This is a genomic window from Kocuria sp. WN036, from assembly GCF_002287015.1.
Classification (GTDB): Bacteria; Actinomycetota; Actinomycetes; order Actinomycetales; family Micrococcaceae; genus Kocuria; species Kocuria rosea.
On sequence record NZ_NSKF01000014.1, the window covers coordinates 1 to 26,509 of the forward strand.

19 protein-coding genes and 2 pseudogenes are annotated in these 26,509 nt (G+C 72.1%); 5 read left to right on the top strand and 16 right to left on the bottom strand.

Annotated features, from left to right (window positions below; all coding sequences use genetic code 11):
* Window positions 1–613: pseudogene (locus CK505_RS18450) on the top strand (hypothetical protein); the annotation flags it as partial.
* A gap of 80 nt (window positions 614–693) precedes the next feature.
* Here CK505_RS18450 and CK505_RS10005 read toward each other — a convergent pair.
* Window positions 694–2,430 (bottom strand): formate--tetrahydrofolate ligase, encoded by a 1,737-nt coding sequence (locus CK505_RS10005; RefSeq protein WP_017832821.1) that lies wholly within the window; start codon window positions 2,428–2,430, stop codon window positions 694–696.
* A 117-nt stretch (window positions 2,431–2,547) separates the two neighbouring features.
* On the opposite strand from CK505_RS10005, the gene CK505_RS10010 reads away from it, so the two are divergent.
* A complete protein-coding gene (locus tag CK505_RS10010; RefSeq protein WP_017832822.1) occupies window positions 2,548–5,160 on the top strand; it encodes an RNA helicase in 2,613 nt (870 codons plus the stop codon).
* Between the two features lie 112 nt (window positions 5,161–5,272).
* Here CK505_RS10010 and CK505_RS10015 read toward each other — a convergent pair whose 3' ends face one another.
* The 3 genes and pseudogenes from CK505_RS10015 to uvrB form a co-directional block, all read right to left on the bottom strand.
* Window positions 5,273–6,601: a TerC family protein gene (locus CK505_RS10015; protein WP_017832823.1), complete on the bottom strand. Its 1,329-nt coding sequence runs from the start codon at window positions 6,599–6,601 to the stop codon at window positions 5,273–5,275.
* A 540-nt stretch (window positions 6,602–7,141) separates the two neighbouring features.
* Window positions 7,142–8,101 (bottom strand): annotated as a pseudogene (locus CK505_RS10020) (TerC family protein); the annotation flags it as partial.
* A 285-nt stretch (window positions 8,102–8,386) separates the two neighbouring features.
* Window positions 8,387–10,507, bottom strand: coding sequence for an excinuclease ABC subunit UvrB (gene uvrB / locus CK505_RS10025; RefSeq protein WP_017832825.1), 2,121 nt, complete (start codon window positions 10,505–10,507; stop codon window positions 8,387–8,389).
* A gap of 190 nt (window positions 10,508–10,697) precedes the next feature.
* On the opposite strand from uvrB, the gene CK505_RS10030 reads away from it, so the two are divergent.
* On the top strand, window positions 10,698–11,552 hold the full coding sequence (locus CK505_RS10030; RefSeq protein ID WP_095651022.1) for an SDR family oxidoreductase: 855 nt from the start codon (window positions 10,698–10,700) through the stop codon (window positions 11,550–11,552).
* Between the two features lie 25 nt (window positions 11,553–11,577).
* Here CK505_RS10030 and CK505_RS10035 read toward each other — a convergent pair whose 3' ends face one another.
* The 9 genes from CK505_RS10035 to CK505_RS10075 form a co-directional block, all read right to left on the bottom strand.
* Window positions 11,578–11,850 (bottom strand): hypothetical protein, encoded by a 273-nt coding sequence (locus CK505_RS10035; protein WP_017832827.1) that lies wholly within the window; start codon window positions 11,848–11,850, stop codon window positions 11,578–11,580.
* Window positions 11,851–11,980: 130 nt separating this feature from the next.
* Window positions 11,981–12,808, bottom strand: a complete 828-nt coding sequence (locus CK505_RS10040; RefSeq protein ID WP_095650979.1) for a DUF1206 domain-containing protein — start codon at window positions 12,806–12,808, stop codon at window positions 11,981–11,983.
* 105 nt (window positions 12,809–12,913) lie between these two features.
* A complete protein-coding gene (locus CK505_RS10045) occupies window positions 12,914–13,915 on the bottom strand; it encodes a sugar phosphate isomerase/epimerase (protein WP_095650980.1) in 1,002 nt (333 codons plus the stop codon).
* A gap of 46 nt (window positions 13,916–13,961) precedes the next feature.
* Window positions 13,962–15,131 carry a Gfo/Idh/MocA family protein gene (locus tag CK505_RS10050; protein ID WP_095650981.1) on the bottom strand — a complete coding sequence of 390 codons (1,170 nt, stop codon included), beginning with the start codon at window positions 15,129–15,131 and terminating at the stop codon, window positions 13,962–13,964.
* A complete protein-coding gene (locus CK505_RS10055; protein ID WP_095650982.1) occupies window positions 15,128–15,997 on the bottom strand; it encodes a sugar phosphate isomerase/epimerase in 870 nt (289 codons plus the stop codon). Before CK505_RS10055 ends, CK505_RS10050 begins: the two co-directional genes overlap by 4 nt.
* Window positions 15,998–16,097: 100 nt before the next feature.
* Entirely contained in the window at window positions 16,098–17,330 is a 1,233-nt protein-coding gene (locus CK505_RS10060) for a substrate-binding domain-containing protein (protein ID WP_095651023.1), read from the bottom strand.
* Window positions 17,330–18,427 (bottom strand): ABC transporter permease, encoded by a 1,098-nt coding sequence (locus CK505_RS10065; RefSeq protein WP_095650983.1) that lies wholly within the window; start codon window positions 18,425–18,427, stop codon window positions 17,330–17,332. The genes CK505_RS10060 and CK505_RS10065 overlap by 1 nt, the downstream gene beginning before the upstream one ends.
* Window positions 18,424–19,431: an ABC transporter permease gene (locus tag CK505_RS10070; protein WP_095650984.1), complete on the bottom strand. Its 1,008-nt coding sequence runs from the start codon at window positions 19,429–19,431 to the stop codon at window positions 18,424–18,426. Before CK505_RS10070 ends, CK505_RS10065 begins: the two co-directional genes overlap by 4 nt.
* Window positions 19,428–20,936 (bottom strand): sugar ABC transporter ATP-binding protein, encoded by a 1,509-nt coding sequence (locus CK505_RS10075; protein ID WP_095650985.1) that lies wholly within the window; start codon window positions 20,934–20,936, stop codon window positions 19,428–19,430. The genes CK505_RS10070 and CK505_RS10075 overlap by 4 nt, the downstream gene beginning before the upstream one ends.
* A 115-nt stretch (window positions 20,937–21,051) precedes the next feature.
* Between CK505_RS10075 and CK505_RS10080 the strand changes: the two genes are divergently transcribed.
* Complete coding sequence (locus tag CK505_RS10080) at window positions 21,052–22,272, top strand: ROK family protein (protein ID WP_095650986.1); 1,221 nt, start codon at window positions 21,052–21,054, stop codon at window positions 22,270–22,272.
* A gap of 84 nt (window positions 22,273–22,356) precedes the next feature.
* Here CK505_RS10080 and CK505_RS10085 read toward each other — a convergent pair whose 3' ends face one another.
* Complete coding sequence (locus tag CK505_RS10085; RefSeq protein WP_141246803.1) at window positions 22,357–23,703, bottom strand: VWA domain-containing protein; 1,347 nt, start codon at window positions 23,701–23,703, stop codon at window positions 22,357–22,359.
* 346 nt (window positions 23,704–24,049) lie between these two features.
* On the bottom strand, window positions 24,050–24,544 hold the full coding sequence (locus CK505_RS18185; RefSeq protein ID WP_141246804.1) for a hypothetical protein: 495 nt from the start codon (window positions 24,542–24,544) through the stop codon (window positions 24,050–24,052).
* Between the two features lie 212 nt (window positions 24,545–24,756).
* Between CK505_RS18185 and CK505_RS10090 the strand changes: the two genes are divergently transcribed.
* The gene (locus CK505_RS10090; RefSeq protein WP_017832839.1) at window positions 24,757–25,038 is read left to right on the top strand and encodes a hypothetical protein; all 282 of its coding nucleotides are present in this window, start codon (window positions 24,757–24,759) and stop codon (window positions 25,036–25,038) included.
* Between the two features lie 508 nt (window positions 25,039–25,546).
* Here CK505_RS10090 and CK505_RS10100 read toward each other — a convergent pair.
* The gene (locus CK505_RS10100) at window positions 25,547–26,386 is read right to left on the bottom strand and encodes an SDR family oxidoreductase (RefSeq protein WP_017832840.1); all 840 of its coding nucleotides are present in this window, start codon (window positions 26,384–26,386) and stop codon (window positions 25,547–25,549) included.
* Window positions 26,387–26,509 lie beyond the last annotated feature (123 nt).

The following is a 26,509-nucleotide window of genomic DNA, read 5'->3' on the forward strand; positions in this document are numbered from 1 at the left end:
GGCCGTCCCGGCGGTCACTGCCGCGGAGGTCGGCGCCGCCCGCGGCGGCGCGCTGCGGCGGTCCGCCCTCGCGGGTGCGGCCGCCCTGTCCCTGCTGCTCCCGCTCGGGGCGGCCGTGCCGTTCGGGCGCGCGGCCGCGGTCCTGCTGCTGGTGCTCGGCGTGCTCGCACTGGAGCGCCTGAGCGCGGTGCTCGCGCTGCGCGTGCCGAGCCGCGAGGGCCTGGACGAGATCGGGCGGGCGGTCCTCGTGGTGCCGGCCGCGGTGGCGGTCTGGGCCGTGGCGGCCCTGACCGGCCTCCCGGGGCTCGTGCCGGACGGCGCCGGAGCGCGGGCCGCCGTGCTGGCCGTGGCGCTGCTGGCGGTCGGTGCCCTGCTCCTGGCGGGGTGGGTGCAGCCCGTCTGGGCCCTCGCCGTCGTCCCGGCCGCGGCGGCCGTCGGCGGCGCCGCGTCCTGGGTGCTGTGGTCCTGGGCCGGCGGCCCCGGGTCGCTGTGGACCGACCTGGCGGCCGTGGCCGGGGCCGCCTACGCCTGGGCGGCCGTCCTGTGGTGGGCGCCCGCCGAGGGCATGCTGCGGCGGCACGGCCCCGGTGAGGAGCTGCTGCCCCGCCGGTGAGCCGTCCACTCCGGGGCGGGAACGGGGCGGGTCCCGGACCGGGCAGGTCCGCGACGAGGCGGGTCCCGGAGGGGCAGGCCTCAGAAGAGACCGGTGACGCGCCCGTCGTCGTCGATCCCGATCCGCTCGGCCGCCGGGGAGGTGCCCAGTCCCGGCATGGTGCGCATCGTCCCGCAGATCGCGTAGAGGTACCCGGCGCCCACGGCGGCGCGCAGCTCCCGGACGGGCAGGGACCACCCGGTGGGCGCTCCCTTGCGGGCCGGGTCCGCCGTGGTGGACAGGTGGGTCTTGGCGATGACGACCGGCAGCCCCCCGTAGCCGAGCTCCTCGTAGCGGGCCAGCTGGTGCTCCGCGGCCGGGGTGATCTCGAGGCCGTCCGCGCCGTAGACCCGGGTGGCGACCGCGGTGAGCTTGTCCTCGAGGGACTCGGTGAGCCCGTAGGTCGGGGTGTACCCGGCCGGGTGCTCGCACGCCGCGGCCACGGCGTCGGCGAGCTCGGCCGCCCCGGCGCCGCCCTCGGACACCGCCGTGCACACGGCCACCTCCGCCCCGGTCGCCCGGGCGATCCGGCGGATCGCCTCGTGCTCCGAGGGGTGGTCCCCGGGGAACGCGTTGATCGCCACGACCGGGGAGATCCCGAAGGACCGGGCGATCGCCAGGTGGTGGAGCAGGTTCGCCGCCCCCGCCTCCACGTCCCCGGGGTTCTCCTGGAGCATCTCCGCCGGCAGCGCCCTGCCCGGGCGCACGCTGTAGCGGCCGGAGTGGGTCTTCAGCGCCCGCACCGTGGTCACGAGCACCGCCGCGTCCGGGGTCAGCCCCGAGGCCCTGGCCTTGACGTTGACCAGGCGCTCGAGGCCCATGTCCGCGCCGAACCCGGCCTCGGTGATGACGTAGTCGGCGTGGGCCATGGCCACGTAGTCGGCGACCACGGAGGAGTTGCCGGTCGCGATGTTGCCGAACGGCCCGGCGTGGACCAGCGCCGGGGTCGCCTCGAGGGTCTGCAGCAGGTTCGGCTGGAAGGCGTCCTGCAGCAGCACCGCCATGGACCCGGCGGCCTTGAGGTCCTCGGCGGAGACCGGCTCGCCGTCGTACGTGGCGCCCACGACGATCCGGCCCAGGCGCCGGCGCAGGTCGGCGAAGGACGTGGCGAGCGAGAGGATCACCATCACCTCGGACGCGGCCGTGATGTCGAAGCCCGTCTGGCGGGGGACACCGTCCTGGTGGTCGCCGAGGCCCACCACCACGGTGCGCAGCGCCCGGTCGTTGACGTCGAGGACCCGCCGCCACGTGATCGAGCGGGCGTCCAGGCCCAGGGCGTTGCCGTGGTGCAGGTGGTTGTCGATCATCGCCGCCAGCAGGTTGTGGGCGGCCGTCACGGCGTGGAAGTCCCCGGTCAGGTGCAGGTTGAGCTTGTCCATCGGCAGCAGCTGGGCGTACCCCGCCCCCGCCGCCCCGCCCTTGATCCCGAACGTCGGCCCCATGGACGGCTGGCGCAGGGTCAGGGCGGCGGAGCGGCCGGTGGCGGCCATGCCCTGGGCCAGGCCCACCGCCGTGGCCGTCTTCCCCTCGCCGAGCGGCGTGGGGGTCAGCGACGTGACCACCACGTACCGCACGCCGCGGGCGTGCTTGCGCGCGGCGGCCTCCTCGGGGGTGGACACCTCGTCCGGGCGCGGGTCGACCTTCGCCACGAAGCGCCCGTAGGGCTCCAGGCGGTCGGCGGCGATCCCGGCGGCCGCCGCGATCTCGCTCACGGGGCGGGGCCGGGCGGCCTGGGCTATCTCCAGGTCCGAGGGCATCGGGTCGGTGACGTGCGTCATGGGGCCAGTCTGCTGGACCCGGGGCGTCCCGGCCAGTGCCCCGCCGTCCTCGCGCGGGCCCCGGCGGCGCGGAACCGGCACGGGCCGGGGCGCGCCGTCCCGATACAGTGGAGGACGATGAAACTCCTCGAAGCCCTCTCCCCCGAGCTCGGCACCCCGGGCCACCCGTACTACCGCGGCGACTTCGCCACCAACGCCCTGTCCGGGGACGAGGTCTACGAGGGGTTCCTCGGCTGGATCGCCTCCCGGGACATGGAGCTCTACCCCGCCCAGGACGAGGCCGTGCTCGAGTTCGCGAGCGGGTCCAACGTGATCCTCGCGACCCCGACCGGGTCCGGGAAGTCCACGGTGGCCGTCGCGGCGCACTACGCGGGTCTCGCCGCCGGGCAGCGCTCGTACTACACCGCCCCCATCAAGGCGCTCGTGTCCGAGAAGTTCTTCTCGCTCGTGGAGATCTTCGGCGCGGAGAACGTCGGCATGGTCACCGGGGACTCCGCGGTCAACGCCGCGGCCCCCATCATCTGCTGCACCGCGGAGATCCTCGCCAACGTCGCCCTGCGCGAGGGCCGGGACGCGGACGTGGGGCCCGTGGTGATGGACGAGTTCCACTTCTACTCCGACCCGCAGCGCGGCTGGGCGTGGCAGGTGCCGCTGCTGGAACTGCCCCAGGCGCAGTTCCTGGTCATGAGCGCCACGCTCGGAGACGTCTCCCGCTTCGAGGAGGGGATCACGGAGCTCACGGGCCGCCCGACCACGACGGTGTCCTCCGCGGAGCGGCCCATCCCGCTGCACCACTACTGGTCCGAGGATCCCATCCACGAGGCCCTCGAGGAGCTGCTGAGCACCAACCAGGCCCCGGTCTACGTGGTGCACTTCTCCCAGCTGCAGGCCATGGACCAGGCCCAGAACCTGATGTCCGTCAACGTGCTGACCAAGGAGGAGAAGGAGCGCATCGGCGAGCTCATCGCCGGGTTCCGCTTCTCGGCCGGCTTCGGCAAGACCCTCAACCGGCTGGTCCGCCACGGCATCGGGGTCCACCACGCCGGGATGCTGCCCAAGTACCGCCGGCTCGTGGAGCAGCTCGCCCAGACGGGGCTGCTCAAGGTCATCTGCGGCACCGACACCCTGGGGGTGGGCATCAACGTGCCCATCCGCACCGTGGTCATCACGGCGCTGTCCAAGTTCGACGGCGAGCGCACCCGCCGGCTCAACGCCCGCGAGTTCCACCAGATCGCCGGCCGGGCCGGGCGCGCCGGCTACGACACGGCGGGCACCGTGGTGGTCCAGGCGCCCGAGCACGTCATCGAGAACAACAAGGCCATGAAGAAGGCCCACGCCAAGTTCGGCGACGACCAGAAGAAGCTGCGGCAGGTGGTGCGGAAGAAGCCGCCGCAGGGCTTCGTGTCCTGGGGGAAGCCGACGTTCGAGACCCTGGTCGCCTCCGATCCGGAACCGCTGACCTCGTCCTTCACGGTGACCCACTCGATGCTGCTCAACCTCCTGCAGCGCCCCGGGGACCCGGTGCTCGCGGCGTGGCACCTGCTGACCCACAACCACGAGACGCGGCCGCGGCAGCGCGCCCTGCTGAAGCAGGCCATCGGCATCCTCAAGGAGCTGCGCGCCGCCGGCGTCGTCGAGAAGCTCCCGGAGCCCGACGAGGAGGGCCGCACCTGGCGGCTGACCGTGGAGCTGCAGGAGAACTTCGCCCTCAACCAGCCGCTGTCCCCCTTCGCCCTCGCCGCCCTCACCCTGCTGGACCGGGAGGACCCGGGCTACGCCCTGGACGTCGTCTCCGTGATCGAGGCGACCCTGGAGAAGCCCCGCCAGGTCCTGAACATGCAGGAGAAGAAGGCCCGCGGGGAGGCCGTGGCGTCGATGAAGGCCGAGGGCCTCGACTACGACGAGCGGATGAAGGAGCTCGAGGACGTCAGCTACGCCAAGCCGCTCGAGGAGCTGCTGACCCAGGCGTTCGAGACGTACCGCACCGGCGCCCCGTGGGTGGCGCAGTTCGAGCTGACGCCCAAGTCCGTGGTGCGGGACATGTACGAGCGCGCCATGACGTTCGGCGACTACGTGCAGTTCTACGGCCTGGCCCGCTCCGAGGGCATCCTGCTGCGCTACCTCTCCGACGCCTACAAGGCGCTGCGCCAGACCGTGCCCCTGGACCTGCTCCGGGAGGACCTCGAGGACCTCGTGGAGTGGCTGGGCGAGCTCATCCGGCAGACCGACAACTCGCTGCTCGACGAGTGGGAGAAGCTGGCCGCCGGGGAGGAGTCCCCCATGGGCACCTCCGCGGACTCCCTCGAGGAGCTCATCGACGAGCAGCCCCCCGTGATCACGTCCAACCCGCGGGCGTTCCGGGTCATGGTGCGCAACGCGCTGTTCCAGCGCGTCGAGCTGTTCGCGGACGAGAAGGACAAGGTCCTGGGCGCCCTCGACGGCGAGCACGGCTGGGACCGGGACCGGTGGGCGGACGCCATGGACGCGTACTTCGGCGAGCACGAGGACATCTACACGGACCCCCAGTCGAGGGGGCCGGGGCTGATCCGGATCGACGAGCAGCCCGAGGGCCTGCCGGGGTTCTGGACCGTGGTGCAGGTCTTCGACGACCCGGACGGCCACCACGACTGGGGCATCAACGCCCGCATCGACCTGCGGGCCTCGGACGAGGACGGCTTCCCCGCGGTGGTCGTGGACAACGTGGGGCCCATCACCGAGACGGGCCGCTGAGCCGGGGCCGCCCGGCGGTCCCTCCCACGACGACGGAGCCCCCGGTGCGCACCTGCTCGGTGCGCGCCGGGGGCTCCTGCTCCCGGTGCGCGGGGCACCGGGATGGGGTGGCTCAGACGGCGGAGCTGCCGCCGCCGCGGGGGGCGTCCGGGGTCGTGGTGCCGGCCGACTCCTGGGTCTCGGCCCGGGCACCGGAGAGGGCCTCGGCCTCCGGGGCCGGCACGGCGTCCGGCTCCGGGCCCACCCCGGTGCGCTCGAACTCGCGGTGCTTGCCGCGGGCGCGGTCCAGGAGCTCGTGGAACTGCTTCTCGGACTCGAGCAGCTCCTGGCGGTGCTTGTCGGAGATCTTCGGCATCTGCCGCTGGTACTTCGCGGCCTTCTCCGCCAGCTTCTGGCGCTCCCCGGCGGGGGCGTCCTGCGGCAGGGTCACGTACTTCTCGGCGACGGTCTGCAGGCCGTTGAGCACGCGCAGGGCCCGGCCCTTGGGGCTGTAGAGGGAGGCCAGGACGGTGATGATCAGCACCCCCACGATGACGGTCAGCGAGAGGCTGATGCCGACCTCGACGACCTCCACGTGCTCACCGTTGTTGATGAAGCCCAGGTTGTTCTCGTGCAGGGCGTGCAGGATGAGCTTGACGCCGATGAAGCCGAGGATGATCGCCAGGCCCCAGGAGAGGTAGATGAGGCGGTCCAGGAGACCGTCGATGAGGAAGTAGAGCTGGCGCAGGCCCATGAGGGAGAACGCCACGGCGGTGAACACCAGGTAGGTCTGCTGGGTCAGGCCGAAGATCGCGGGGATGGAGTCCAGCGCGAAGAGCACGTCGGTGCCGCCGATGGCCACCATCACGAGCAGCATCGGCGTCATGACCTTCTTGCCGTTCTCCATGGTGAACAGCTTGTCGCCGTCGTACTCGTCGGAGGTGTGCATGAAGCGCTTGGCGGTGCGGATGATGAAGTTGTCCGCCTCGTCGTGGGCGGACTCGGACAGCTCGCCCTTGATCAGGGAGCCGGCCGTCAGCAGCAGGATGAGGCCGAACAGGTAGAAGATCCAGGCGAACTGGTTGATCAGCCCGGCGCCCACGAAGATCAGGGCGGTGCGGGCGATCAGGGCGAACGTGATGCCGAACAGCAGGACCTTCTGCTGGTCCTCGCGCGGGACCTTGAAGGACGCGATGATGATGAGGAAGACGAAGAGGTTGTCGACCGACAGCGCCTTCTCGGTGATGTACCCGGCGTAGTACTCGCCGGCGTACCGGCCGCCCCACTGGACGAGGACGAACAGGCCGAAGAGGAGGGCGATGCCCACGTAGATCGCGGACCAGATCGCGGCTTCCTTGAGCTGCGGTTCGTGGGCCTTGCGCACGTGGAACACGTAGTCGAAGAGCAGCAGGCCGATGATGGCCGCGATGGTGACGATCCAGACGGTGAGTGAGACTTCCATGGTTCTGCTTTCGGGGTCGAGTACGGGACAGCCGTAAGTCTCTCCGCCGTTCCCGCCGGACCGTTCCGGTCCAGTGCTGGGCTCGACCGCTGCGTCCGGCCGGGTTGTGGCACCCGACGTGCTGACGTCCACAGCGCTGAGGGATACTCCCCTAGGCTCGGCCCAGTCTATACGGACGTCCCGGCCGGCACGGCCAGGGGCCCGGTCCGCCGTGCGGCGGACCGGGCCCCTCCCCGCACGGGCCGTCGAGGACGGACCCGGGCGCTCAGCCTGCGGTGGTGCTCAGTGCCGGGCCTCCCGGTGCTCCGCGTGCTCCAGGTGCCGGCTCTCGCTGTGGTGCTCCTCCGCGGTCTTGCCCGTGTGCTCGTGGAGGTCGGGCAGCTCCACGGCGGAGCGTTCCGAGGCGCCGCGGGCCGCACGGTGCTTCTGCACGAGCTCGGCCTGCACGATGCGGATCTCCTGGGTGGGGGTGCCCTCCGGGATGCCCCGGTAGACCTCGATGGCCCGGTGCAGCTCGGCGACGGCGTGGGCGGACCGGCCCTTCGGGCTGACCATCGAGGCGACCGTGGCGACCACGATGATGGCCACGATCACGCCGAGGGACACGAAGGTGGAGATCTCAGGGGCCCACCCGATGTGCTCGCCGCCGTTGATGAAGGGCACCTCGTTCTCGTGCATGGCGTGCAGGATGAGCTTGACGCCGATGAACGCCAGGATCAGCGACAGTCCGTGCTTGAGGTAGATGAGCCGCTCCATGAGCCCGCCGAGCAGGAAGTAGAGCTGGCGCAGGCCCATGAGGGCGAAGATGTTGGCCGTGAAGACGATGAACGGGCTCTGGGTCAGCCCGAAGATCGCCGGGATGGAGTCGAAGGCGAACATCAGGTCGGTCACGCCGATGGTCACGAAGACGACGAGCATCGGGGTGAAGAGCTTCTTGCCGTCCACGGTGGTGCGCAGCTTGTTGCCGTCGTACCGGTCCGTCATGGGGACCACGGTGCGCAGCCTGCGGATGAGGCCGTTCTCCTCCGACTCGTCCTCGCCGTCGTCCTTGGCCTGGTGGTACGCCGTCCAGAGAAGGAAGACGCCGAAGAGGTAGAAGACCCAGGAGAAGTTTGCGATGATCGTGGCGCCCAGCAGGATGAAGATCCCGCGCAGGACCAGCGCGATGATGATGCCCACCATCAGCACCTCCTGCTGGTACTTCCGCGGCACCGCGAAGCGGGTCATGATCACGATGAACACGAACAGGTTGTCGATGCTGAGGCTGTACTCCGTGATCCAGCCCGCCACGAACTGTGTGCCCTGCTCGGCGCCCGCGAAGGCGAACATCAGGGCGCCGAAGACCAGGGCGAGGGCCACGTAGACGCCCACCCAGATGCCGGCCTCCTTCATGGAGGGCTCGTGGGGGCGCTTGGCGACCATGATCAGGTCGAAGAGAAGGATGCAGCCGAGAACGACGAAGGAGCCGATCTCGAACCACGCGGGTAGCTGTGTGTGCACGCGAGTTCTTTCGCTTGGAGATGGGTGAGCCCGCGGGCCGGCGTCGTCCGGGGAACGGGGCGGACCGGGGCATCACGATGAGCCGCAAGTCTCTCCACCGCCCCCGGCGGGCTGGAGGCCCGGGTGCCGAGGTGCGGTCGCTGCGACCGGCCCGGCTCCGTTGCCCGGCGTGCTGACGACCGCAGCGCTGAGGGATACTCCCCTACGCGGAGAGCACTCTACCCGAACCTGGGAGAACGCCGGGAACGGACGCGGCCCCGGGTCCCGGTCCCGGCCGGAGCGGGCTCAGGCGTGCCCTGCCTGCTGCATCTGCCGCAGCTCCTTCTTGAGGTCCGCGAGCTCGTCGCGGATCCGCCCGGCGAGCTCGAACTGCAGCTCGGCGGCCGCGGCCTGCATCTGCTCCGTCATCTGCGCGATGAGGTCCGTGAGGTCCTCCGCCGGCGCGGCCGCGAACCCGTCCCGGCGCAGCTTGTCCTCCGCGGCCGTCACGGCGTCCCGCCCGCCCTTCGCCCCGGTCGGCGCGGTCTTCTTCCCGGCGGCGGCACGGCGGGCGAGCAGCTCCCGGGTGTCCTCCTCCTCGCGCTGGAGCTGGTCGGTGATGTCCGCGATCTTCTTCCGCAGCGGCTGGGGGTCGATCCCGTGCTCCGTGTTGTAGGCGACCTGGATCTCCCGGCGCCGGTTCGTCTCCTCGATGGCCGTGGCCATGGAGTCGGTGATCCGGTCCGCGTACATGTGCACCTGGCCGGAGACGTTGCGGGCGGCACGGCCGATCGTCTGGATGAGGGACGTCGTGGAGCGCAGGAAGCCCTCCTTGTCGGCGTCGAGGATCGCCACCAGGGAGACCTCGGGCAGGTCCAGGCCCTCGCGCAGCAGGTTGATGCCCACGAGGACGTCGAACGTGCCCATCCGCAGCTCGCGCAGCAGCTCCACGCGGCGGAGGGTGTCCACGTCCGAGTGCAGGTACTGGACCCTGACCCCGTGCTCCATGAGGTACTCGGTGAGGTCCTCGGCCATGCGCTTGGTGAGGGTCGTGACGAGCACGCGCTCGTCCCGCTCGACCCGCACGTTGATCTCGTCGAGGAGGTCGTCGATCTGCCCCTTGGTCGGCTTGACGACCACCTCGGGGTCGATCAGCCCGGTGGGCCGGATGATCTGCTCCACGTAGCCGTCCGCCTGGGACAGCTCGTACTTGCCCGGCGTGGCCGAGAGGTAGACGGTCTGGCCGATGCGCCCCAGGAACTCGTCCCACTTCAGCGGGCGGTTGTCCATCGCCGAGGGCAGCCGGAAGCCGTGCTCCACGAGGGTGCGCTTGCGGGACATGTCCCCCTCGTACATGCCGCCGATCTGCGGGATCGTCACGTGGGACTCGTCGACCACCAGCAGGAAGTCGTCCGGGAAGTAGTCGATGAGGCAGTGCGGGGCGGAGCCGCGGGGGCGGCCGTCGATGTGCAACGAGTAGTTCTCGATGCCGTTGCAGTAGCCCATCTGCTCCATCATCTCGAGGTCGTACGTGGTGCGCATCCGCAGCCGCTGGGCCTCGACGAGCTTGTTCTGGGACTCCAGCTCCTTCAGCCGCGCGGCGAGCTCGTCCTCGATGGACTTCACGGCCGTGGCCATCCGGTCCGCGCCGGCCACGTAGTGGGAGGCGGGGAAGACGTACATCTCCGTCTCCTCCCGGATGATCTCCCCGGTGAGCGGGTGCAGGGTGTAGATCGACTCGATCTCGTCGCCGAAGAACTCCACCCGGACCGCGTGCTCCTCGTACATCGGGATGATCTCCACGGTGTCCCCGCGCACGCGGAACGTGCCGCGGTGGAAGTCGACGTCGTTGCGCGCGTACTGCATGTTCACGAACCGGCGCAGCAGCTCGTCGCGGTCCATCTCCTCCCCCCGGCGCAGCGTGACCATCTGCGCCACGTACTCCTCGGGGGTGCCCAGACCGTAGATGCAGGACACGGTGGCGACCACGACGACGTCCCGGCGGGTCAGCAGCGCGTTGGTCGCGGAGTGCCGCAGCCGCTCGACCTCCTCGTTGATGGAGGAGTCCTTCTCGATGAAGGTGTCCGTCTGCGGCACGTAGGCCTCGGGCTGGTAGTAGTCGTAGTAGGACACGAAGTACTCGACGGCGTTGTTGGGCAGCAGCTCCCGCAGCTCGTTGGCGAGCTGCGCGGCGAGCGTCTTGTTCTGCACCATGACGAGGGTGGGCCGCTGGACGCGCTCGATGAGCCACGCGGCGGTCGCGGACTTGCCGGTGCCGGTGGCTCCGAGCAGCACGACGTCCTTCTCCCCCGCCTCGATCCTCGCGGCGAGCTCCTCGATGGCCCGGGGCTGGTCGCCGGCGGGCACGTAGTCGGAGATGACCTCGAAGGGGGCGACGACACGGTTGATCTTCTGGGCGAGGCTCATGGCACCAGGCTACGCGCCGCCCCGGACACGGAGGCCGGGTTCCTCCGGAGGCGATCGGCCCCGCGGCCGCCGGGGCCGCACGCCGGAAATACGCCGCGGGCGCCGCCCGTTGCACAGGACACACCGCCGCGCCGGGCGGGTGCCGGCGGGCCCCGCCGGCAGCGGCCGGGCCACCACCGGGAGGAACACCGTGTCCATCGTCATCACCGGCGCGACCGGCCGGCTGGGCCGTCACGTCATCAGCTCCCTGCTGCGCCTGGACGTGCAGCTGCCGGACCTCGTGGCCGCCGGCCGCGACGAGGAGAAGCTCGGCGCCCTCCGGGAGCTGGGCCTGGCCACCGTCCGGGCCGACTACACCGAGCCCGCGACCCTCGACGAGGCGTTCGCGGGGGCGGACACGGTCCTGCTGATCTCCAGCAGCGAGGTGGGGATCCGCGTTCCCCAGCACCGGAACGCGGTCGACGCCGCCGTCCGGGCCGGGGTCTCCCGCCTCGTCTACACCAGCGCCCTCGGCGCCGACCGCGGGAAGCTGCTGCTCGCCGACGAGCACCTGGCCACGGAGGAGGCGATCGCCGCGTCCGGGCTCCCGTTCACGATCCTGCGCAACGGCTGGTACACCGAGAACTTCGAGCCGGCCCTGCGGCACGCGGAGACCACCGGCGTGGTCCTGGCCAGTGCCGGGGACGGCCGGGTGGCCAGCGCCACCCGCGAGGACTACGCGGAGGCGATCGCCTCGGTCCTCGCCCAGGACGGCCACGCGGGGCAGACCTACGAGCTCTCGGGGGACGTGGCGTGGAGCTTCGACGAGCTGGCCGCCGCGCTGACCGAGGTCCTGGACCGGGAGGTGACCTACCGGCGGCTCACGCCCGAGCAGCACCTGGCGGAGCTGGAGCGGACCGGCGTGGACGAGAGCACCGCGCGGTTCCTGGTCGCACTGGACGCCAACATCGAGGACGGCGCCCTGGACCTCGTCACCGGGGACCTGTCGCGGCTGCTCGGCCGGCGCACCACGGGGCTCGTGGACGCGCTGCGCATGATGCGCTGACGCGCGGGGCCGCGGGCGGGAGTCGTCAGTTGCGGGACGTCCCGGCCCGGGGGCCGCCGCGGGAGTCGTCGCGGTGGTAGAGGTACTCGTTGCCGTGCTCGTCCCGCTCGATCACGAAGTGCTTCTGGCACTCCTCGTACCAGGCGTGGGCCCGTTCGCTCTCCCCGGCGCCGTGGGTCTCCGGCGCCACGCGATCGGCCGCGCCGTAGATCTTGAGCGCGATCTGGTTCAACCGGTCCAGGAGGCGGTAGCCCGACGACGGCGCGTCCTCGTTGACGGTGTGCTGCTCTTCAGACATGACGTCCCCCAGGTGACCGCGGTGCGGATGGGACCATTCTATTCCTCGTGCCGCGCCCCGCGAAGGCCGGTCGGCCGGCAGCTCCGGACGCCCGGGCGGCGCGCCAGGAGGGCCCGCCGGGAGGGCGCGGTCACATCCGCTGGTACCTGGCCCGGACCACCATGAAGACCCCGTAGCAGATGAGGCCCAGGGCCACGGCCCCGAGGATCCACGCCCCGAAGGGCTGCTCCTGGAGCGCCTTGAGCGCACCGTCCAGCCCCGAGGACTGCTCCGGGTCGCTGCGCACCGTGGCGACGACGACGAGCACCCCGAGCACCGCCAGGGCCACGCCCTTGGCCGCGTAGCCGGCCGTGCCCAGCCACATGACCCCCCTGCCGGCCGTGCCCGGCGGCAGGCTCTTCAGGTTCTCCCGGAAGGACCTCGTCACGCCCCGGTGGACGAAGAAGGCGCCGGCGACGACGAGGCCCAGCCCCACGGCGATCAGCAGCACCGTGCCGGCCGGGTGCGCCATGAGCCGGGCGCTGAGCGACTGGGTGGACCCGCTGCTGTCGCTCGTGCCGCCGAGGGCGTAGGTCCCGAACACGGCGCCGATGGCGCCGTAGACGACCGCCTGGCCGCCCATCTTGACGCGGTGCTTGAGCCGGTCCCGGTCCGAGCGCTGCGTCGCGCCGAAGAAGATCTCGCTGAACAGGAAGACGGCGAGCGCCGCGCAGCCGAGGAAGCACGCCCACAGCAGGACGGTGCCGCCCGGGCTGCCGGCGAGCGCGGCGACCGCCCCCGACTGGTCCGCCGAGCCCGAGCCGCCGGTGGCCACGCGCAGCGCGATGACCCCGATCATGACGTGCAGCAGGCCCGCCGCCACGTACCCGGCGCGGGCCGCGAGGACGAACCCGCGGGAGTCCGTCGCGTCGTCCGCGGCGTCGGCCGCCCTTGTGGCCTGCCGGCCGACCTCGCCCATGGTTCCTCCTGCGGTGTGGGTCTCCATCGTGCGCCTGCCGGCCGCCGGTGTCCACGACGCCGTTCGGCTGACACCGGGGTCCGCCCGGGTGCCGCCCCGGACCGGCTACTGCCGGAAGGCGGCGTCGAACGAGGCGCCGGAGGGGGCGAAGTCGAAGCGCTTCAGGAAGGCCAGGGCCTCCGGGGCGCCCCGGAGGCGGTCCATGCCGGCGTCCTCCCACTCCACGGAGATCGGTCCGTCGTAGCCGATGGCGGTGAGGGCGCGGAAGCTGTCCTCCCACGGCACGTCGCCCCGCCCGGTCGAGACGAAGTCCCAGCCGCGGCGGGGGTCGCCCCAGGGCAGGTGCGAGGACAGGACGCCGTTGCGCCCACCGCCGGTCCGCATCTTCGTGTCCTTGCAGTCCACGTGGTAGATCCGGTCCGCGAAGTCGGAGATGAACGCCACCGGGTCGATCTGCTGCCACAGGAAGTGGCTGGGGTCCCAGTTCAGCCCGAAGGCCGGGCGGTGGCCGATGGCCTCCAGCGCCCGGTGCGTGGACCAGTAGTCGTAGGCGATCTCGGAGGGGTGGACCTCGTGGGCGAAGCGCACCCCGCACTCGTCGAAGACGTCCAGGATGGGGTTCCACCGGTCCGCGAAGTCCTGGTACCCGGCGTCGATCACCTCCTGGGAGACGGGCGGGAACATCGCCACGTACTGCCAGACGGAGGACCCGGTGAAGCCGACCACGGTGTCCACGCCCAGTCTCCGCGCGAGCCGTGCGGTGTGCTGCAGCTCCTCGGCGGCGCGGGTGCGCACTCCCTCGGGCATGCCGTCGCCCCAGACCCGGGGTCCCACTATGGACTCGTGCCGGAAGTCGATCGGGTCGTCGCAGACGGCCTGGCCCTTGAGGTGGTTGGAGATGGCCCACACCCCGAGGCCGTGGCGCTCGAGGATGTCGAGCCGGTCCCGGACGTAGGCGTCGTCGTCCCACCGCCAGGCGTCGAGGTGCTCGCCGGAGACGGCGATCTCCAGGCCGTCGTAGCCCCAGCCGGCCGCCAGCTCGGCGACCTCCTCGAGCGGGAGGTCGGCCCACTGGCCGGTGAACAGCGTGTAGGGGTGGTGTCCCATCGTCGGTCCTTCGGGTCGGGGAGAGCGGTGCTCCGCTCGTCCGGGGTCAGAGGTGGACGGTGGCGCCGGAGCGCGCCGCGCTGTCCGTCACGGCGGAGAGCACCCGCTGGACCTCCAGGCCGTCCTCGAACCCGGGGGCGGCCGGGGCCCCCGTGTCGATGGCCCGCAGGAGCTCGGCGGCCTGGCTGGTGAACGTGTGGTCCCAGCCCAGGACGTGCCCGGCCGGCCACCACGCCCCCACGTAGGGGTGGGTGGCCTCGGTGACGAGGATCCGGCTGCTGCCCTGGGTGTCCGGCGGCGCGGTGGCGTCGAACAGGTGCAGCTCGTTGAGCCGCTCGAGGTCGAAGCGCAGCCCGCCCAGCGATCCGTAGACCTCGATCCCGAGGGCGTTCTTGCGGCCGGTGGCGCAGCGGGAGACCTCCAGGCCGACCACCGCCCCGGAGGCGGTGCGCAGGGTGGCCCAGGCGGCGTCGTCGACGGTCACCGGCTCGGGGCCGTCCTCCCCCGTCCGGGTGGGGACGAACGTGGTGAGCGTCCCGGAGACGGACGTGACCGGCGAGTCCAGGAGGAAGCGCACCTGGTCGACGGCGTGGGAGGCGAGGTCGCCCAGCGCTCCGGACCCGGCGGTCTCCCGGCGCAGGCGCCAGGTCATGGGCGCGTGCTCGTCGGCGAGCCAGTCCTGCAGGTAGCTGACCCGGACCTGGCGGACCCGGCCCACGCGGCCGTCCGCGATCAGCTGCCGGGCCAGCGCCAGGGCCGGCACCCGGCGGTAGTTGAAGCCCACCATGGAGTGGACGCCGCGGGTCCGGGCGGCCGCCGCGGCGGCCGCCATCCGCTCGGCCTCGGCCACCGTGTTGGCCAGCGGCTTCTCCACGAGCACGTGCTTGCCGGCCTCGAGGGCGGCCACGGCCATGTCGGCGTGCAGGTGGCCGGGCGTGCAGATGTCGACGACGTGGACGTCGTCCCGTTCCAGCACCGACCGCCAGTCGGTGCCGCTCTCCTCCCAGCCGTACCGCCGGGCGGCCTCGGCCACGTGCCCGGCGTCCCGGCCCACCAGCACCTTCTGCGCCACGCGGGGCGTGGGGTAGAAGGCGTTGACGTTGCGCCAGGCGTTGGAGTGGGCCTTGCCCATGAAGGAGTGGCCGAGCACGGCGACGCCCAGGGCGGCGCTCCCGTGGGCGGGGGGAACGGCGGGGTCGGGCACGGTGGTGGTCATGGGTGTCCTCCTGGGGACCGGGCGGCGCACGAGCGCAGGAACGCCAGTCCGTCCTCGGCGAGCTGGTCCTGGCTCTCGGCCAGGGGCCGCCAGATCGAGGCGGCGGTGGCGATGCTGGCGTTGCGGGCGGTGAAGCTCTCGATGCTGAGGGCGCCGGTGTAGCCGACGGCGTCCAGGGCGTCGAAGATTTCCGTCCAGTCCGTCTGGTCCCCGCCGGGGGCTCCCCGGTCGTTGCCGCAGACCTGGACGTGGACGAGGTGCCGGCCGGCCGCCCGGACGGCGTCGGCGGAGGAGCGCTCCTCGATGTTCAGGTGGTAGGTGTCCAGGGCCAGTCCCACGCCGTGGCCGAGCAGCGGCCCGAGGGCCTCGAGCGCCTGGGCGGTGGTGTTGAGCAGGGACGTCTCGTAGCGGTTGAGCGGTTCGATGCCGAGGACCACCCCGGCGGCCTCGGCCTCGGCGGCCAACGGGGCGAGACGGCGCCGCAGCTGCGCGTAGGCGTCCGCGCGCTCCGCCGCGTCCATCCGCCACACCCGGCCCGTGCGGGCGTAGAAGGGCCCGCACACGGCCGGCGCGCCGATGTCGTGGGCCAGCCGGATGCAGGCGCTGAGATAGTGCTGGGTGCGGGTGATCACGGCGTCGTCCGCCAGGACGAGCTCGCGCCCGGGCGCCATGGCGCCGACGAGCAGCGGGCTGAGCCCGCCGAGGGCGTCCCGCACCACCCCGGCCGAGAGGTCGCCGACGTTCTCCAGCGGGAGCTCGACGGCGTCGAAGCCCATGTCCGCGATCCTCGCCAGGAGCGGGGGCAGGTTCGCGTCGGTGAGGGGGGACTCCCACACCCAGGTGTTGACGGCGATCGGGCGCTGCACGGGTCTGCCTCCTCTCGGTGCGGTGGGCTGGATGGCGCCCCGCCCGCCGCCGGGGTCTCCCGGGGCCGGGCCGGTGGCGGGCAGGGCGCGGTCGGGCGGGTCAGGGGATGACGCGGTCCCGCCAGACGTCGGGGTAGCCCGGCAGGTCCTCGCCGCCGAACTTGGCGTAGTGGCCGTCGGGCATCCCCTCGTTGTCGGCGAGGAAGTCCGCCCGCTGCTCCTCGGTGATCGGCTCCTGCGGCAGGACCCACTCGGCGGGGACCTCCTCACCGGCGAAGATCTGCTCGAGCGCCAGCAGCGGGGTGCGCCACTGGAAGTTCGAGTACACCGGGGCGAGGCCGGTCAGGCCGGTGTCCTCCCACTTGCGCAGGTAGCTCATCTCGTCCTCGCCGGTCATCACCGGGTAGTCCGCGCCGGCGTCCTCGAACGCCTCGATGGCGGCGACGGCGCCGTCGCCGGCGTCCATCCACACGCCCTGCACGTCCCCGGTGGCGAGCTCGTCGGAGATGATCTTCTTGATCTCGGTGGGGTCGGCGCCGGTGAAGTAGTCGGTCGCCTCGATCCCGTTCTCCTCGAAGATCCGCTCGGCCGCGGCCCAGCGCTGCTCCAGGACGTCGACGCCCGGGAGGATGCGCAGGGCCACCACCTTGTCGCCCTCCTGCAGGTTGTCCACCAGGAAGTTCGCCGAGTCGATGCCCCAGGCGAAGCCGCCGATGGGGTGGATGAACGTCGTCGCGCAGTCGGTCTCCACCCCGCGGTCGAAGACCACCACCGGTTTGCCGGTCTCGCACGCGCGCTCCACGGCGGGCGTCAGGGCGGCGGTCGAGTTCGGCGAGATGATGAACCCGTCGCACTCGCCCTCGGCGATGAAGTAGTCGATGTCGGCGATCTGCGTGTTGTCGTCGTCCTGGGCGTCGCGGGTCTCCATCTCGGAGATCACCCCGGAGTCCTGGAGCACCTTCAGCTGCTCGTTCATGGTGATCCACCCGGTCTGGCGCCAGGGGTTGGAGATGGAGGCGTTGGAGAAGCACACCTTCTGCGGGCCGTCGGCGGCGAACTCCCCTGTGGCGGTCGTCTCCCCGTCGATGTACTGCGTCCAGGGCTGCTCCGGGTCCCCCTCGAAGGAGGCGGAGCGCTGGTCGAGCTGCCGGTCGTACTCCGCCTGGTCGAACCACTCGTCACCGCCCTCCGGGGCCGGCGTGGCGGCGGCCTCCGCGCCCCCCGTCTCGGCGGGCGGCGGCTCCTCCATCGACTGGTCGGTGGTGCAGGCGGTCAGTCCCAGCAGCGCTGCCGCTGCCACCACGGTGATCCTTGACTGGATGCTTCGGCGCATCATGTTCCTTCCTCGTCGGTGCCCGGGGTGGGCGGTGCTGCGATGGCACGTCTCGGCTCCTGCGCCGCCGCGGTCCGGCCGCGCCGGCGGCGCTTCCAGGTCTGGGTGCCGGCGGCGACGGCGAGGATGATGATCGCGCCCTGGACGGTGTCCCGCCAGGTCGACTGGACCCCCAGGAAGTTCAGGAGCGCGAAGAGGGTCTCGAGGGCGAAGGCGCCGGCGGCCGCGGAGAGCACCCAGCCGCGCCCGCCGCCCAGCACGACCCCGCCGAGGACCACGGCGGTGATGGCCGTGAACTCGTAGCCGCGCCCCACGGACGGGTGCACGCCGGCGTAGCCGACGAGGATGATCCCCGCCACGGTGGCGGCCAGGGAGGAGAGCATGAACGCCCGGGTGCGCACCCACCAGACCCGGGCCCCGGTCAGCGCGGCGGCCCGGGGGTTGTCGCCCACGGCGACGAGCGTGCGGCCGTAGGGCCGGCGCATGAGCCAGAGGGCGGCGAGCGCGACGACCGTCACCAGGACCACCGGGTAGGGCAGGATCCCCAGGACCGGGACGTCCTGGATTCCGCCGCGGCCGATCTGCCGGAAGCTGTCCGCGGGGTTCCCCGTCGCGGCGCCGCCCGTCCAGTAGAGCACCAGCCCGAGCAGGGCGAGCATGGTGCCGAGGGTGACGATGAAGCTCGGCACCTTCAGGAGCGTGGTGACCAGTCCGTTGACCAGGCCCACGAGCGCGCCGAGGACGAGCATCAGGACCAGGACGGGCACCGTCCGGCTGTCGTCCTGGCCGATGAGGTTGCCGGCCACGAACACCTGGGCGGTGACCACCGAACCCATGGACAGGTCGAACTCCCCGGAGACGATCACGAAGTACTGCCCGATGGCCGCGATGGCGATCGGCGCCGTGCGGCCGACGAACCGGATCAGCGAGCCCGGTTCGCCGAAGGACGGGTTGACGGCGACGGCCGCGACCATCAGCACCAGGAGGAGCACGAAGACGGCCCCGCCGGGCGTCCGCAGCCCGCGCAGCACGCGCTCGTGCCACGGTGACCGGTTCTGCTGCAGGACCGCGGTCCGGTCCGTGACGGTGGCGCTCATGCCGTGACCTCCTGCGCGGTCCGCCCGCTCCGGTCGTCGAAGCGCGCGGGCCGGCTGACCACCCGGCGCCGGGCGTAGACGGCCACGGCTACGACGATGACGATGCCGCGGACCACGTCCTTCAGGAACGGGTTGATCTGCATCACGCTCATGATGTTGTCGATCATCGCGAAGATGAGGACCCCGCCCAGCGTCCCCACCAGCGATCCCTTGCCGCCCGCCAGGAGCGTCCCGCCCAGGACCACGGCGGCGATGGAGAGCAGGTCGTACCCGCCCTGGGACCCGATCGTGGGGCTGCCCACCCCGAGCCGCGCCGCGAGCAGCAGCCCCGCGAGACCGGCCATGACGGAGCAGATGACGTGGGCGGCCACGATCGGGGTGCCGGTCCGGATCCCGGACATCCGGGCCACCCGGATGTCCCCGCCGACCGCGTACATGTGGTGGCCCAGGCGGCTGCGGGTCAGCATGAGCAGCACCGCGCCCGCGCAGGCCAGCATGATCAGCGTGGAGATGGGGACCGGGCCGATGCCCGTGGCCCCGATGAGGCGGAAGGCCACCGGGGTCTGCCCCGAGCTGCCCTTGTAGTTGGTGGCGAGGTAGCCGCTGACGACGAGCCCGGTGCCCAGCGTGGCGATGAACCCGTGGACCTTCAGCCCGGACACCACCAGGCCGTTGACCAGGCCGATGCCCGCGGAGACGACCAGGGCCAGCGCCACGCCGGGCAGGATGTTCCCGGGCTGGTTCGCCATGAGGCCGGCCGAGAGCAGGCTCGCGAGGCTGATGACGTACGGCACGGACAGGTCGAGGCTCCCCACCAGGATCACGAGCGTCTGGCCGATCGCGATGAAGCCGAGGACGCTGGTCCCGGTGAGGATCGCGGAGATGTTGCCGGCGCTGACGAAGCTGCGCCCGGTGGCGCCCACGAGCACCGTGCCGACCACGACGGTGAGCAGCACCACGAGGTAGACGATGTGGGTGGACGTGAGCCTCGAGAACGCGTTCACGGTCTCGCCCCTTCCGTGCGGGCGCCGGTGGCCAGCCGCAGCACCTGCTCCTCGGTGCTGTCCGGCGGGAGCTCACCGGCGATCCGGCCGTCGCGCAGGACCACGATCCGGCTGGACATGCCGAGGACCTCCGGCAGTTCGCTGGAGACCATGAGGATGGCCCTGCCCTCCGCGGCGAGCATGCGCATGAGGTTGTAGACGGCGATCTTGGCGCCCACGTCGATCCCTCGGGTGGGCTCGTCGAGCAGCACGACCCGCGGGTCCACGGCCAGCCACTTGGCGAGGACGACCTTCTGCTGGTTCCCGCCCGAGAGGTACTGGACCTCCTGGTCCAGGTCCCGGGCCACGACCTCCAGCGAGGAGAGGACCCCGGGGACGTCCTTGCGGGCCGCCGCGGTCCGCCGCGGGAAGACGGAGCGGATCACGCCCAGGGCGTTGTCCAGGATGGACTGGTCGAGGCTCAGCCCCTGGGACTTGCGGTCCTCCGTGATCAGGGCCACGCCCTGACGGACGGCCTGCCGGGGCGAGGTGGCCGTGTACGGCCTGCCGCCCAGCGCCATGGACCCGCGGGTGAACGGGTGGACGCCGAAGACGGCCTCCACCAGCTCCGTCCGCCCCGAGCCCTGGAGCCCGGCGACCCCCACGATCTCCCCGGCGCGCAGGGTCAGGTCGATGCCGTCGAGCTGGTCGTTGCCGCCGCCGTCGATCCTCAGGAGCTCCCGCCCCACCCCGGTGCCGGGCACCGCCTCCGGGAAGTAGGCGGAGATCGGGCGGCCCACCATCATCCGCACCAGGGCGGCGTCGTCCATGGCGGAGGCGGGCTCGGTGCCCACCACGCGGCCGTCCTTGAGGACGGTGATGGTGTCGCACAGGTCGAAGATCTCCTTCAGCCGGTGGGACACGTACAGGATGGCGGTGCCGCGCGCCCGGAGCCGGCGGACGATCGCGTAGAGCAGGTCCACCTCGGGGCCGGCGAGGGCCGCGGTCGGCTCGTCCATGGAGATGATGCGGGCGTCGTAGCTGATGGCCTTGGCGATCTCCACGATCTGCTGCTGGGCCACGGACAGCGAGCTCACGGTCGTGGTCGGCCGGATGCTGGTGATGCCCAGGTCCTCGAGCAGCTCGCTCGTCCTCGCGTTCATGGCCCGCCGGTCCACGAGCAGGCCCCGGCGCGGCTCGCGGCCGAGGAACACGTTCTCGGCCACGGTGCGGTCGGGCAGCAGGTTGAACTCCTGGAACACCGTCGACAGCCCGGCCACGTGCGCCTGGGTGGGGTGGTGGAACTCGACGGGGGTGCCGCCGATCTGCACGGTGCCCGCGTCCCGCTCGTGCACCCCGGCGAGCACCTTCATCAGGGTGGACTTGCCGGCGCCGTTCTCGCCGACGAGCCCGTGCACCTCGCCGGCGTGCAGCCGCAGGTCCACGTCCTCGAGCACCGGCACCCCGAAGAAGGACTTCGACAGGCCGGTGACGTCCAGCACCGGGGAGCTCGTGCGCTCGTTCATGCGGTCACTGTGACACGCACCACAGACTTCTGTCGACAGTCCTGCAAAAGTTGTTCCATCACTGTGCGTTTGTGACGTGCTTGACCCCCCTAAGGGGGCATGCTCTACTGAAAAAGTGCTGCAGACTCCTCCGTCGGCGCCGTCGCCGCGCTCCTCGGACTCGCCCGCCCCGGGGGCGAGCGAAGTCTTCCAGCTGCTGCGCGACGGCCGCCCGAGGACCCGGGCGGAGCTCGCCCAGCTGACCGGGCTGGCCCGCTCCACCGTGGCGTCCCGCGTGGACACCCTCATGACCCTGGGACTCGTCGCACCGTACGGCGGGGCCGCCTCCACCGGGGGGCGTCCGCCCTCGCTCTTCGCCCTGAACCCGGGCGCCCGGGTGGTGGTCGGCGCGGACTTCGGGGCGACGCACGCCCGGGCCATCCTGGCGGACCTCTCCGGCCGGGAGCTCGCCGAGGAGCGCCAGGCGCTCGCGATCGGCGAGGGCCCCGAGGCGGTCCTGGGCTGGCTCGTGCGCACGGTCGCCGCGCTGCTCGAGCGCGCGGACCGCCCCGCCGCGGACCTCGGCTCCATCGGCATCGGGCTGCCCGGTCCCGTGGAGCACGAGACGGGCCGGCCGATCAACCCGCCCATCATGCCGGGGTGGGACCGCGTCGACGTCCCCGCCCTCGTGCAGGCCCACTACGAGGTGCCCGTGCTGGTGGACAACGACGTCAACATCATGGCCCTGGGCGAGCGCAGCCTCTTCTGGCCCGCAACCACCGAGCTGATGTTCGTCAAGGTGGCCACGGGCATCGGCGCGGGGATCATCTCCGGCGGCGCGCTCCAGCGCGGCGCCCAGGGCACCGCGGGGGACCTCGGCCACGTCCGGGTGCCGCGCGGCGACGAGCTGCTCTGCCGCTGCGGCAACACCGGATGCCTCGAGGCGCTCGCCGGCGCTCCCGCCCTCGTGCGGACGCTCAACGAGCAGACCGCCAGCACGCTGTCCACCAGCCAGGACGTGATCGACCTCGTCCGCTCCGGGGACCCGCTGGCCGTGCAGGCGATCCGCCAGGCGGGGCGGGACATCGGCGACGTCCTGGCCACCTGCGTGAACCTCATCAACCCGTCCGTGATCGTGATCGGCGGCAGCCTCGCCCAGGCCGGGGAGCACCTGCTGGCCGGCATCCGGGAGGTCGTCTACCGGCGGTCCCTGCCCCTGGCCACGGAGCACCTGAGTGTGGCGCCCTCGGTCGCCGGCGAGCGCGCCGGCGTCATGGGGGCGGCGGTGCTGGCCATCGACCACGTCCTGTCCCCGGAGTCCATCGAGGCCGCGTGCGCGGCCCTCGGCGCAAGCTGAGCCCGTCGCCGCTCCGGGCCGCCTCCGGCGCTCTCGCCCCACGCCGTCGCGGCCGGCTCCGGCCGGACCCGTCCGCGCGGCGGGTCAGTCCTTCTGCAGGCGCTCGTAGTACTCGCTCCACTTGGCCTCACCGCGGTCGTAGACGGCCCGCCAGTCCTGCTGGTGCCGGTCGTCGGCGGCGCCCCAGTTGGCCTGGTGGGTCCGGTCGCCCCAGTCCCAGACCGTCGCGCCCCGCTCGTCGAAGAAGTCCCAGACCTCGCGGCGCACCTGTTCGTCCACGTCGGCGCCGAGCAGGTTGGCCACGCGCTTGCCCTGGTTGGCCTCCTCGTTGGCGGTCCGCTTGATGCGGTTGCCGACCTCATTGGCGAGCCGCTTGTTGGCGTTGCCCGCCTCGTTGATCTCCCGCAGCTCGGTGTTGCGCCACTCGTTCCAGGCCCGGGCCATCGCCGTGTTCTGCTCCCGCCAGTAGGTCTCGAGCTCCGCCCGGGAGCCGGCGCGGGTGTACTCGCCGCCCCCGGCGGCGGCGATGTCGGCCAGTGCCCGCTGGTCGGTGTCACCGGCCTGGAAGCCGATGACGTTGATCACCGGCTCGACACCGGACCCGCTCAGCCGCTCGGCAGCCGCCACGGGGTCGCCGCCGCAGGTCTCCACGCCGTCGGTCACCACGTAGACGATGCCGTCGGTCGCGTCGTCGGGAAAGTCGGCGGCGGCCTCCTCGATGGCCCGGGCCAGTGGGGTGTAGCCGGTGGGCCGCACTCCGGCGAGGACGTCCGCGAGCTCCGCGGCGTCGGCGTCACCTGAGTAGGCGACCTCGGTGGTCGTGCACGACTCCTTCTTCCCCGGCGCAGAAGTGTCCCCCGCGTTCCCGTAGAGCCGCAGGCTCACCGTGCTGCCCTCCGGCAGCTCCTCGACGAACCCGGTCAGCGCCGTGCGCGCCGCGTCCATCCGCGAGCCGTCGCCGGAGTCCCCGGCCATCGAGTCGCTGGCGTCCAGGACGAGCGCGAAGTGGTTCGTGCCCACGCTCCGGTCGCCCACCGGTCCGGTCACGGCGTCGGTGGGCTCCGCGCCGCGCTCCCCGGTGCCCGGGTCGAAGCGCACCACCGTCTTGACGTCCTCGGCGTAGTCGCCGTGGATCTGCGCGAGGATCGCCGCGCTCCACTCCCCGGCGGTGCGCGGATCACGCTCGCGGGCGGCGGCCAGCACCTCATCGTCGGTCCCGTCCTCGGCGTGCGGTCCGGGTTCGACGAGCAGGGACCGCTCCAGGGCGGTGAGTTCCCGCGGGGCGTCCTCGAAGGACACCGCGGCCAGCCCGTGCTCCACAGACCCCGGCCCGGTCTCCGCCCTGCCGGCCGAGGACGCGGTGGTGGACGGCGTGGCGGTCTCCCCCGGTTTCCCCGCGTCCCCGACGGCGCACCCTGCCAGAAGCACCACGACGCAGACGGCTGTCAGGGATGAGCACACACTGTTCCGCACGGGGACCCTTCCACGGTCATCCAGAGTTTTCCATTGCACACTATAGGCCTCACCGGTCGGGATGCCGCGGACGAGGGACACCGTCGAACGGACGCACCCGCAGAACCGTCGAGGACGGTGGTGTCCCGCTGCGGGAGCGGGTGGCCGACGGGCCGCTGCCTTCGCGTGCGGCCCCGGCATGGCCGATGGACGACGAACGCGCCGCGGGCCGGGACGGGAATCGGGGCGCTGTCCGTGCACCCGCTGCGGCGGCGGACCGGCTGCGCCCTGGCCGCATCGGAGCGGCTCGGGGTCGGTGAGCCGGTCAGCGGGTGAACTCACCGCAGGCGTGCAGCAGTGCCAGGGCTGAGGCGGTGGTGGTGTCCGTGATCCGCCCGGAGCACAGGTGCTGGAGCAGCTGCTGATCATCGGCCCACTCCACCCCGGGGATGCCGGCCGGCTCCAGTGCCTCGCCGTACTCGGCATCGGTCCGGCGCGCCACTGCGAGCAGCACGTCGATCCGCTCCTCCTTGCGCGGATCGGCGTAGAGGATCCCCAGCGGAGCGATCACCGCCGCGGACATGCCCTGCCCGAACTCCTCCTCCAGCAGCACCGCCGCCCCGGCGCGCAGTTCGTCGGGGTCGACCACCGGGCCCTGCGGGAAGATCAGCATCTGCCCGCCCGGGTCCAGTTCGGCCTGCACCAGCCCGTAGCGGGTCCGGGCGCCGGAGCCGTCGTGCACCCTCGGAATCACGACGATCGAACGCTGGGCTGGTACGGGGTGCAGCATCGCCGGTCGGTCCGGAGCGACGTCAGTCATCAAGCAGTCCTCATGTCGGGGAACGCATCGGCGCCTGCGGCCTCGGAACACGCAGGCGATGCGCACGAACAGCCTACGATCGACTGCTCAACGCAGCCCGGGAGGAGCACGTGCGGGACCTCCACAGGCTCCTCTCCCAGGTCCCAGGGTGGTTCCGCTCCGTGAGTCAGGTCACTAGGGTGGGAGGCAGGGCTCAGCACAGGAGGTTCTCCATGACCACCCCGCACAACGACGACGCCCCGGACCTCGACGACGTCATCGAGCCCGAGGGCGACGCCCTGCCCGACCCCATCCACCAGGGCCACGCCGGGATGCCCGAGCATCTCGACGACGAGGCACTGGCCGCAGCCACCGAACAGGAGCGGGTGGCCGCCGGGCTGACCGACTACGCGCCCGGGCAGGTCCCACCGGCCACCGACCCGCTGCCGGAAGACGCCTCCGAAGCGGCCGACCGCGCCCAGCGGGGTCTGCTCGAGGAGGACGGGAACGCCTGACGGGCCGTCCCACCGAAGTATGCCGTCCCATCCCTGCAAGGAGATCGACAGGGCCGAGCGAGGCAACACCAAGCACAGCGCGGAACTGGACGACCAGATGAAGCACGAGGTCGCCGGCGAGGTGGCCGGCATCCAACCCGACCACGTGGAGGAGCACCGCCAGACCGAGCCCTGGGTCGACGACGCCGACGACCCGGAGGTGCGCTCCGCGGTGGAGGAGCGCGAACGCGCCCCCCCGTCCCGACAACCAGCAGCAGCGCCCCCGGGCGGGTCGGGTCGGTTCGGTGCTGGCGAAGAACTCTCCCGCCGGGCACGACATCCGGCTTACCCGTCGGGGCGGCTCCCCGACACGACGTCCGTCGACTTCAGAGCCGGAGCCCGTTCGGATGCCCCGCGTTGCGGATTCCGGTTCCCGGCCGGCGGGCCCACCCCCGTGTGCCGTTCGGTCGTGGGCGAGGTCCCGGTGGATCCCGTCGGCACGGCCGTCCGCTCCGCGGTGGACCCGGGCTCAGAGGATCGGCTTGCCGCCGGTGACGGCGACCCGCGAGCCGGAGATGTAGCTGCCGTCGTCCGAGGCCAGCAGGACGTAGACGGGCGCGAGCTCGGCGGGCTGGCCGGCACGGCCCAGGGGTACGTCGTCGCCGAAGGCTCCCACCTTCTCCGCGGGCATGGTCGCCGGGATCAGCGGCGTCCAGATCGGACCCGGGGCCACGCTGTTGACCCGGATGCCCTTCTCGCCCAGCATCTGCGCAAGCCCGGCGGAGAAGTTCGCGACCGCCGCCTTGGTGGCCGCGTAGGGCGCCAGCTGCGGGGACGGCTGGTCGGACTGCACCGAGGAGCTGCCGATGATCGCCGAGCCCGGAGGCATGTGGGGCACGGCGGCCTTGGTGAGGTGGAACATGGCGCCGATGTTGAGCCGGAACGTGTAGTCCCACTCCTCGTCGCTGATCTCGTCGAGGCTGTCGCGGCTCATCTGGTAGGCGGCATTGGAGACCAGCACGTCGATCCGACCGAACTCCTGCACGGCCCTGTCGACGACAGCCCGGCAGTGGGCCGGGTCCGAGAGGTCTCCGCGGACCAGGACGGCGCGACGCCCGGCCTCCTCGATCCAGCGGGCGGTGTCCTGGGCGTCGTCGTCCTCCTCGAGGTAGGCGATCAGGACGTCGGCGCCCTCGCGGGCGTAGGCGATCGCGGCGGCACGGCCGATGCCGCTGTCCCCGCCGGTGATGATGGCCGCCTTGCCCGCGAGCTTGCCGGAGCCGCGGTAGCTGTGCTCGCCGCAGTCCGGGACGGGGGTCATCGCGGCCTGGACGCCGGGGACCTCCTGCTGCTGCTCTGGCTGGCTCATGGCGTGGTCCTTCCGTGGTCGAGTGGTCCGGACGGTGCGCGCGCTGCTCACCGGGCTGCCCCGATGATCAGCACACTGTCCACTTTAGATGCTCGTGACGGAGTTGTCGTGCTCCGTCCCGCG